The 8,662-nt window shown below is 69.1% G+C and carries 9 protein-coding genes; all 9 read right to left on the reverse strand.

Features of this window, described 5'->3' with window-relative positions:
• Positions 1-144: 144 nt before the first annotated feature.
• Positions 145-1,104, reverse strand: coding sequence for a peptide ABC transporter ATP-binding protein (locus tag ACT6S0_RS15285; protein WP_444764659.1), 960 nt, complete (start codon positions 1,102-1,104; stop codon positions 145-147).
• Entirely contained in the window at positions 1,097-2,047 is a 951-nt protein-coding gene (locus tag ACT6S0_RS15290) for an ABC transporter ATP-binding protein (protein ID WP_444764660.1), read from the reverse strand. The genes ACT6S0_RS15285 and ACT6S0_RS15290 overlap by 8 nt, the downstream gene beginning before the upstream one ends.
• A gap of 613 nt (positions 2,048-2,660) precedes the next feature.
• Positions 2,661-3,563 (reverse strand): ABC transporter permease subunit, encoded by a 903-nt coding sequence (locus ACT6S0_RS15295; RefSeq protein ID WP_444764661.1) that lies wholly within the window; start codon positions 3,561-3,563, stop codon positions 2,661-2,663.
• 104 nt (positions 3,564-3,667) lie between these two features.
• Positions 3,668-4,681, reverse strand: a complete 1,014-nt coding sequence (locus tag ACT6S0_RS15300; protein WP_444764662.1) for an ABC transporter permease — start codon at positions 4,679-4,681, stop codon at positions 3,668-3,670.
• Complete coding sequence (locus ACT6S0_RS15305) at positions 4,681-5,559, reverse strand: N-acetylmuramoyl-L-alanine amidase (protein ID WP_444764663.1); 879 nt, start codon at positions 5,557-5,559, stop codon at positions 4,681-4,683. Before ACT6S0_RS15305 ends, ACT6S0_RS15300 begins: the two co-directional genes overlap by 1 nt.
• 124 nt (positions 5,560-5,683) lie before the next feature.
• The gene (locus ACT6S0_RS15310; protein ID WP_444764664.1) at positions 5,684-6,325 is read right to left on the reverse strand and encodes a glutathione S-transferase family protein; all 642 of its coding nucleotides are present in this window, start codon (positions 6,323-6,325) and stop codon (positions 5,684-5,686) included.
• A 44-nt stretch (positions 6,326-6,369) separates the two neighbouring features.
• A complete protein-coding gene (locus ACT6S0_RS15315) occupies positions 6,370-7,275 on the reverse strand; it encodes a hypothetical protein (RefSeq protein WP_444764665.1) in 906 nt (301 codons plus the stop codon).
• The gene (locus ACT6S0_RS15320; protein ID WP_444764666.1) at positions 7,275-8,111 is read right to left on the reverse strand and encodes a pectate lyase; all 837 of its coding nucleotides are present in this window, start codon (positions 8,109-8,111) and stop codon (positions 7,275-7,277) included. The genes ACT6S0_RS15315 and ACT6S0_RS15320 overlap by 1 nt, the downstream gene beginning before the upstream one ends.
• A gap of 257 nt (positions 8,112-8,368) precedes the next feature.
• Positions 8,369-8,662, reverse strand: a 294-nt coding sequence (locus tag ACT6S0_RS15325; RefSeq protein WP_444764667.1) for a DUF2894 domain-containing protein, incomplete at its 5' end; no start/stop codon positions are given.

Here is an 8,662-nt window from a genome sequence, read left to right on the forward strand (position 1 = left end):
GGGTCTCCTTGCACGTTCGAATACAAAGATTCTTGCGACCTGCAGCCTTGGTGGCTTCCGTCAATCAGCACGGCAGCAACACTCCGCACATCACGGAATGGCCGGCAGGCATGCGCGGCGGTTATGCCCGCTGCCGCAGCCCGCTCAAACGGCGTGGCAGGCCACCCGCCGGCCATCCACCTCGCGCAGCTGCGGCGTTTCCTCGGCGCAGCGCGGCATCGCCAGCGGGCAGCGCTTGTGGAAGCTGCAGCCGCTCGGCGGGTTGAGCGGGCTGGGCAGCTCGCCGTGTATGACGATTCGCTCGCGCCGGTCGGCGCGGCGCAGCGCCGGCGTGGCACTCATCAAGGCCCGCGTGTAGGGGTGCAGCGGCGCGGCGAACAGGCGCGTCTTCTCGCCGATCTCAACGGCCGCGCCCAGGTACATCACCATCACCTCGTCGGCCACATGCTCGACCACGCTGAGGTTGTGTGAGATGAACACATAGCCCGTGCCGAACTCGTCCTGCAGGTCCATGAAGAGATTCAGGATCTGGGCCTGGATGGACACGTCCAGCGCGCTCACCGGCTCGTCGGCGACGACGATGCCTGGATTGAGCACCATGGCGCGCGCGATGGCGATGCGCTGGCGCTGGCCGCCCGAGAACATGTGCGGATAACGGCGCAAATGCTCGGGGCGCAGGCCGACCTTGGTGGCCAGCGCCTCGACGCGCTCGCGGCGCTCGGCCGCGCTCAGCGGCGTGTTGATCAGCAGCGGCTCGGACAGCGTGGTCGCCACCGTCTTGCGCGGGTTCAGTGACGCGAACGGGTTCTGGAACACCATCTGCACATCACGGCGCAGCGTCTTCAATGTTGCGGCGTCGGCCGTCGCGGCATCGGTGCCGCGGATCTTCAGCGAGCCGCGCGTCGGCGGCTCGATCAGCGTCAGCTGGCGCGCCAGCGTGCTCTTGCCGCAGCCCGACTCACCGACGACGGCCAGCGTCTTCTTCGGCGCCAGCGTGAAGCTGACGCCGGCCAGGGCCTTCACGGTGGCCTTGGGCTTGAAGAGGCCCCGACTGACGCTGTAGTGGCGGGCCAGATCTTGCGCGTCAAGCAGAAGCTCAGACATGCGCGGCCTCCTCGACGGGGAAGAAGCAGCGCACGCCGTTCTCCAGCGCGGGCCGCTCGGCCACGCAACGCGGCTGCACGCGAGGGCAGCGCGGCGACAGCAGGCAGCCCGCCGGCCGGTCCAGCGCGCCGGGCACGATGCCGGGCAGGGCCGCGAGGCGCGAAGCGCCGGCGCTGTGCTCGGGAATCGCGGCCAGCAGCGCGTTGGTGTACGGGTGGCGCGGCGCGTCGAAGAGGCCCGGCACCGGGCCGGTCTCGACGATCTGGCCGGCGTACATGACGGCCACGCGCTGGGCCATCTCGGCCACGATGGCGAGGTCGTGCGTGATCATGATCAGCCCCATGCCCTGTTCGCGCTGCAGCCTCAGCAGCAAGGTCATGATCTGGGCCTGGATGGTCACGTCGAGCGCCGTGGTCGGCTCGTCGGCGATCAGCAGCTTCGGCGCGCAGGCAATCGCCATCGCAATCATCACGCGCTGGTTCATGCCGCCGGAGAGCTGGTGCGGGTAGGCGCTGGCGCGGTTGGCGGCGTCCGGGATCTCAACCAGCTCCAGCAGTTCGATGACGCGCTTCTTCGCTGCGCTGCCGCGCAGACCCAGGTGGACTTTGAGCACTTCGGCGATCTGCGCGCCGACGGTGTAGCTCGGGTTGAGGCTGGAGAGCGCGTCCTGGAACACCATGGCCACGTCGCGGCCGATCAAGGCGCGGCGCTCCTTGGGCGACAGGTTCAACAGGTTGCGGCCCTGGAATTCGATGGCATCGGCGGTGACCTTGCCGGGGGCGTCGATGAGGCCCATCAGGGCGAGCATGGTCACCGACTTGCCGGAGCCGGATTCGCCGACGATGCCGAGCAGTTCGCCTGCGTCCAGGGTGAGGTCGACGCCGTCGACGGCGGGGAAGTTGCCGAACGTGACGCGGAGGTTCTTGATGGTGAGGAGGCTCATCGCTGGTTTGGCTTTGTGGCGAGGCCCATGCCGGGACGTCGCCCCGGCGGGCGACCTTCTTTTTGAGCGACCAAAATGAAGGCAAAAAGTCGCCCCCGACCGCACCGCCCCTGCGCTTCGCTGCGGGGTGCCCTGCGCTGCTCAGACCTTGAGGGCCCGCGCTCAACTCCCTTCGCTACGCTGCGGTCAAACAGTAGCGTGGAGTCAGAACTTGAAGTTCGCTTCGCGAACGCCCTCAAGGTCCTGCGCTGCTCGGCGGTGCTAAAGGGGGTGTGAATGAACAGCCGGCGCGAGTCGGCATGCGGGTTTGGCTGTGGCTGTTCGGCTGTTCCGGGGCCTCCCCTTCTAAACCGCCGAGAAGCGCAGAAAGCCGAGGCGCGTGCGCAGCACGCTTCGACATCTGACTTCGCGCAGCTGTTTGAACGGAGCGTAGCGAAGTGAGTTCTGCGCGAGCCTCGGGTTTCGAGCATCGCAGGGGACCCCGCAGGGGCGGTTTTGCAGGGGAGAGCTTTTTGCCTACTTTTTGGCGGCGCAAAAAGTAGGTCGCCCGCGGGGGCGAACTCCCCGCTGGGCCTGGCCAGAAGGCCGAAGCAGTGAGTAAACGACGGCCCCATCACGCCACCTTCTTCAACTTCGGATCCAGCGCATCCCTCAACCCATCCCCCATCAGATTGATCGCCAACACCGTCACCAGAATCGTCAGCCCCGGCAGCGTCACCACCCAGGGCGCCCGCGTGATGTAGTCGCGTGCCGACGACAGCATCGTGCCCCACTCGGGAATGGGCGCCTGCACGCCCAGCCCCAGGAACCCGAGCCCCGCCGTCTCCAGGATGGCTGACGAAAAGCTCAACGTCGCGTTGACGATCAACGGCGCCATGCAGTTGGGCAGCACCGTGATGAACATCAGCCGCCACACGCCGGCACCGGCCACGCGGCTCGCGGTGACGTAGTCGCGCCCGATCTCGGCCAGCGCCGCGGCGCGCGTCAGCCGCACATAGCCTGGCAGCGCGCCGATGGCAATCGCAATGACGGTGTTGACCAGGCCAGGCCCGAGGATGGTGATGACGCAGATGGCCAGCAGCAGCGAGGGCAGCGCCAGCACGATGTCCATCACCCGCATGATGGCCGGCGACAGCCAGCGCTGGAAGAACGCCGCCAGCAGGCCCAGCAGCACGCCCGGCAGCAGCGACAGCGTCACCGCCGCCAGGCCGATGCCCAGCGACACCCGGCCGCCATGCAGCAAGCGGCTCAGCATGTCGCGGCCCAGCTCATCGGTGCCGAGCAGGAAGCGCGTGCTGCCGCCGTCGGCCCAGACCGGCGGCGTCAGCATGTGGTCGCGGTATTGCTCGATGGGGTCGTAGGGCGCGATCAGCGGCGCGAACAGGCTGGCCACGGCAATCAGCGCGAAGACGATCAGCGCAATGAAGGCGCCGCGGTTGGCGGTGAAGCCCAGCCAGAACTCTTGCGCAGGGCCGGGCGGGTCGATGGGCTTGTCGAGGACAGCGCTCACGGCCAATCCCTTGCAGATGCAACCACAGAGGCACGGAGACACAGAGGAACAGCCAAGGAGTTTTTCTCCGTGCCGCTGTGCCTCTGTGGTTGCATTTCCTTCGTCGTCACTCAATGCCCCCCGCCCCGGATCCGCGGATTCACCACGCCGTACAGCACATCCACGATCAGGTTCACGCCGATGAAGGTCAGCGCCGAGATCAGGATGCCGGCCTGCACGACCGGGTAGTCGCGCCGCGCAATCGAGTCGATCAGCCATTTGCCGATGCCCGGCCAGCTGAAGATGGTCTCTGTCAGCACCGCACCCGCCAGCAGGCTGCCGGTCTGCAGGCCGACGACCGTCAGCACCGGGATCAGCGCATTGCGCAGGGCATGCACGACGACCACGCGCGTCGGTGACAGACCCTTGGCGCGCGCAGTGCGCACATAGTCCTCGCGCAGCACCTCCAGCATGCTGGAGCGTGTCATGCGCGCCACCACCGCCAGCGTGCTCGTGCCGAGCACCAGCGCCGGCAGGATCAGGTGCATCAGCGCCGACTTGAAGGCGCCTTCCTCGCCGCTCAGCCAGGCGTCGACCAGCATGAAGCCCGTCACCCGCTCGGGGTCGAATTCGATGCCGATGCGGCCCGACACCGGCGTCCAGCCCAGGTTGACCGAGAAGAACATGATGAGGATCAGCCCCCACCAGAACACCGGCATGGAGTAACCCACCGTGGCCACGCCCATGACGCCCTGGTCCAGCAGCGAGCCGCGCTTGAGCCCCGCGCTGACGCCCAGCAGCAGCCCCAGGCCGACCGCAAACACCAACGCCGCCGTGGCGAGCTCCACCGTCGCCGGGAACAGCGCAGCGAACTCCTTGGCCGCGGGCTCGCGGCTGACCAGGCTCTGGCCCAGGTCGCCCTGCAGCAGCTTGCCCACGTAGTCCGCGTACTGCACCGGCAGCGGCTGGTCCAGGCCCATGCGCTTGACCAAGGCGGCGTGGGCCTCGGGGTCCAGTCGGCGCTCGCCCATCATGACCTCGATGGGATCGCCCGGCACGAGGCGGATCAGGCCGAAGGCGACCAGCGTGATGCCGATCAAAGTCGGCACCAGAGTTGCGAGGCGCTTGAGCAGGAAGGCGAGCATCACCAACGCGAGGTGTAGGGGCGCGTCTCGCCCTCGGTCGCGCCGGCCACGCGCATCGCGCCCGGGGTGGCCGCCACCTCGATCAGTGCCGCGGTCTCGGCGTCCACCGTGCCGGAAATGTCGCGCGGCCGGTACTTCATCTGGAAGGTGGCGACGACCTCGCGCGTCAGCGTGTCCATCTGCCCCGAGCGCGACACGTTGTAGCCGATGCGCGCCAGCTTCTCCTGCAGCCAGGCCACGTCGCGCGGCGCGACCTCGTGCTCCAGCGCCTTCACCATCACCGACGGGCCGTCGGGCCAGGGGATCAATCCGGCCTCGGCCAGCTGCCGCCATGGGAAGTTGGGGCCCGGGTCCTGCTTGCGGCCGGGCGCGATGTCGGCGTGGCCGATGATGCGCTCGGGCCGCACGTTATGGCGCTTCTGGATGTCGCGCACCAGGGCGATGACCTCGTCGATCTGGGCCTGCGGAAAGGGCGCATAGACGCGGCCGCCAGGGCCGTCCACATAGCCGGCGTTGACGATCTCGATGCCGATGGACGAGGCGTTCAGGTTGTTGTGGCCGGCCCAGAAGCTGGCGCCGGCATGCCAGGCGCGCCGGTTCTCGTCCACCAGCGCATAGCTGATGGCCGGGTTGTCGCGCACCAGGTAGTGGCTGGACACCTGGCCGCCGGTGGTCAGCACCTTGAGCGACTTCTCCCAGTCCAGCACCGTGTAGTGCAGCACGATGAAGAGGCTGCGGCTGTCCTGGTTCTGCGAGGTGTAGCTGCGGTCGATCTGCGGTGCGCGCACGCCAGGAGCGGACGTCGGCGGTGGCGGCACGCTGGCGCAGGCGCTGAGCAGCAGGGCCAAGGCGATGGCGGCGAGGGAGGTGAACTTCATGTGCAGACGGGCGTGGCCAAGCCCGGATTGTTGCAGCGCACCCGCGGCGGCGTCCGCGGGTCAGCCCGCAGGGGCCATGCCCTCAGGCGCAGCGGGTATGACGGCAGGTGATGACCTGTGCGCCTCAGCCCACCGGCGGCAGCGCCGGCGCGCTCAGCCCCTCGAACGGATCGGCCCAGGCTGGCAGCGCCATCAGCCGCGCCTGCCAGGCCGCCACGGCCGGGTAGTCGCCCAGCGGCAGCCGCGCCACGTCGTTGAACGGCAGGAAGACGCCCATGCGGAAGTCGGCATAACTCAGGCCGCTGGCGAGCAGCCAGTCCTGCTGGCTGAAGTGGGCGTCGAGGATGGCCGCGCTGTCATGGAAGCGCTCCAGGCCACGCGCCACCAGGGCTTCGTCCAGCGCGCCGAGGCGGTAGCGCTGCTTGGTGCCGCGCTCGAAATGCACCATGTCGCAGGCGTGCATGAAGTTGTCGCGGCTCCAGCTGAGCCAGCGGATCATGTCCGGCAGCTCAGCACCCGTGCGCCACAACTCCGAGCCCACCAGCTGCGACAGCCGGCAGGCGATGGCATCGGCCTCGTACAGCGAGCCGCCCGCCTCGGCCAGGATGGGCAGGCGCAGCGAGGGGTTCAGGTGGCGGTATTTGTCGGCCTGGCCCGGCGCCAGCGGCTCGGCGAACTGGTAGCTGACCGGCGCGGCCAGGTACTTCGCCGTGGCAACGGCCAGGCGCGGGTTGGGGTTGCGGGAGAAGTAGAGGATGGGCTGCATGGCGCGCAGTCTCGGCGTTCCGGCGCCGGGCGCCAATGCCCGGCTCATTGAAGCTCGTCGAGCAGGCGGGCGCGCTCCGCCGTCGTCAGCCCGGGCGCCCGGGCCAGCAGTGGCGCCACCTGCTCGGGGGCTATGTCGTGCAGGCTGCGCGCCAGCGCCTGCCAGGCCAGCCAGCGGCGTTCGGGCGCGGAGATGCGAGCCACCAGGTCCATGGCCTCGAAGGGCGCTAGCCGGGCCAGTTCGTCGGCGCTGGCGTGCCGGGCGATGGCCTCGTCCAGCTCGGGCTGCGGGCCCTGTGAGCGCAGCCAGTCGCGCGCCCCGGGGCCGTCCTGTGCCGTCCAGCGTGACAGGCCCTCCAGCAGCAGCGCCTGGCGCCGCTCGCCGGGCGGCAGCATGCTGGCGAAGACGGTGGCCGAGCGGGCGTCCTGCTGCAGCCAGCGGTCGTGCAGCGGCGCCAGCAGGTCGGTCTGGCCGGGCGTGTTCAGCGCCCAGCGTGCGGCCTGGTCGGGCGCGGTCTCGGCCCAGCGGGCCAGCAGGGGCTGCAGCAGGCCCTCCTTGATGTCGGCGTCCAGCGGCGCGCGCATCAGTCCCAGCACCGCCTGCGCATGCTGGCGCTGGTCGGCCCAGCGCGTCAGCAGCTGCTCATACAGGGGCAGGGCGAGGTCGGGCCGCCGGGTCGCCAGCGCTTCGAGCTGCTGCAGGGCGGCTTGGCCATCAGGCGCCAGCAGGTCGCGCAGCAGGGCGACGGTGTCGATGCTGGCGACCTCGCTGGTGACGGGTGCCCCCAGCGCGATCAACGCCAGCATCGGCCGGGGCAGCGCGAGATGGCCGGCAGGCCCGTCCGCTGGCGCCGCCGATGGCGCGCGCTCGGCGCCCGGCAGCGCGGCCATGGCCAGCGCTGCCAGACCGGCCACCGCCATCAGCAGCCACGCCAGCTGACGGGTGGCCATCACTTGAACACGCAGGCGCGGGCGACGTTGCTCGCGTTGCCGTCCTTCACCGGCTCACTGCCCGAGCCGGTGCCGACAAAGCCCTCGCACTTCGGCTTGGAGCCGCTGTAGACCAGGTCGGTGATGGTGGCCACGTCGTACTGGCCGGCGATGCCCGACTTGCTGTCGTAGCTGCTGTTGACGCCGATGCCCGATGAGTTGACCGTGCCCAGGCGCACGCCGGTCACCGTCACCTTGCGGGCGTACTGCGTCGAGCAGTTGCCGCAGGATCGCACCAGCTTGCCGATGTTGTCGGCGTAGAAGTCCTGGATCACCAGCGTGCCGTCGCTGTTGTGCTGGAACAGCTTGTCGGCCGCCTTGAAAGCCGCGCCGCCGCTGATGGTCAGCTTGCTGGTCACGCCGCTGAGCTTCTTCACCGTGGCGCCGTCCTCGCCGACGTCGGCCCAGTAGACGTTGGTGACGTTGCACACGCCGTAGCAGTGCACGCCGTCGGCGCCGCCGGCGGCCAGGTTGGTGCCGGTGCCGAGCGAGCCGTCGCCGATGACGACGTTCTTCACCGTCGAGCCGTTGTTCAGCTTGAACATGGGCACTTGGCTTTCGCTCTGCGTGCCCTTCATGTTGGACGCGGTGCCCACCAGGCAGACCCACTTGCCGTACTTGGCCACGCCGTCCCAAGTCGTGCCGGCAGGCACATCGATGGTGGCGCTGACGTTGACCTTGGTGCAGGCGGGCACGGTGCGCACCCCGGGTGCGGCGGCCGCGCCGCCGGCCACAGTCACGAGTGCCAGGCCCAGAACACCGCGCCACAGGCGGCGCGCCATCAGATATCCGTTCATTGCTTGTCTCCAGTCTTTGCTGTTGAGGTCAGCAGCCGTGAGCCCGGCTGCGGGCGTCAGCGCAAGGGCAAAGTGTCATGGAGGGTGCCAACAGGCAAGGGCAAGGCGGGGGAGTTAGACAGCGGCTCCTGCCCGTCAGGCATTAACGGTCGAGGGTTCCAAAACGGCGTCTTGCGCCAAACGGAACGCACTTTCATTGTTTTGGAACAACGTTCCAATAAGTGCTTTCCTGAGCCTGCTTCAGGTTGCGCCCGCGTTCAGCGCTTGCGCGGGGTGGGCTTGCGGGCGGCGGGCCGGGCCGCCCGTGCGGGGTTCTCCGCCTCGGCGGCGGCCTGCAGCGGCGCCAGCGCGGCCAGCGTGTCGAGCTGGGTCAGCAGGCGTTGCAGGTAGTCGGGCGACAAGTCCTTGAGCTGCTGCAGCGCGCGGCTCACCAGCACCTGGCTGTTCAGCGGGCCCAGGTGCTCGGGCAGCGGCGCGCTGACCTCGGCCATGCGGCGGGTCAGGCGCAGCGCGCTCCAGGTGCGGCGGTGCAGTTGCACGGTGCGCAGCTC

The organism is Roseateles sp., assembly GCF_052436255.1.
Classification (GTDB): Bacteria; Pseudomonadota; Gammaproteobacteria; order Burkholderiales; family Burkholderiaceae_C; genus Pelomonas.

Bases quoted from the DNA above. Each gene is read 5' to 3' on its own strand.
- ACT6S0_RS15285 (WP_444764659.1), bottom strand. From the start codon at position 1,104: ATGTCTGAGCTTCTGCTTGACGCGCAAGATCTGGCCCGCCACTACAGC.
- ACT6S0_RS15290 (WP_444764660.1), bottom strand. From the start codon at position 2,047: ATGAGCCTCCTCACCATCAAGAACCTCCGCGTCACGTTCGGCAACTTC.
- ACT6S0_RS15300 (WP_444764662.1), bottom strand. From the start codon at position 4,681: ATGCTCGCCTTCCTGCTCAAGCGCCTCGCAACTCTGGTGCCGACTTTG.
- ACT6S0_RS15305 (WP_444764663.1), bottom strand. From the start codon at position 5,559: ATGAAGTTCACCTCCCTCGCCGCCATCGCCTTGGCCCTGCTGCTCAGC.
- ACT6S0_RS15310 (WP_444764664.1), bottom strand. From the start codon at position 6,325: ATGCAGCCCATCCTCTACTTCTCCCGCAACCCCAACCCGCGCCTGGCC.
- ACT6S0_RS15315 (WP_444764665.1), bottom strand. From the start codon at position 7,275: ATGGCCACCCGTCAGCTGGCGTGGCTGCTGATGGCGGTGGCCGGTCTG.
- ACT6S0_RS15320 (WP_444764666.1), bottom strand. From the start codon at position 8,111: ATGAACGGATATCTGATGGCGCGCCGCCTGTGGCGCGGTGTTCTGGGC.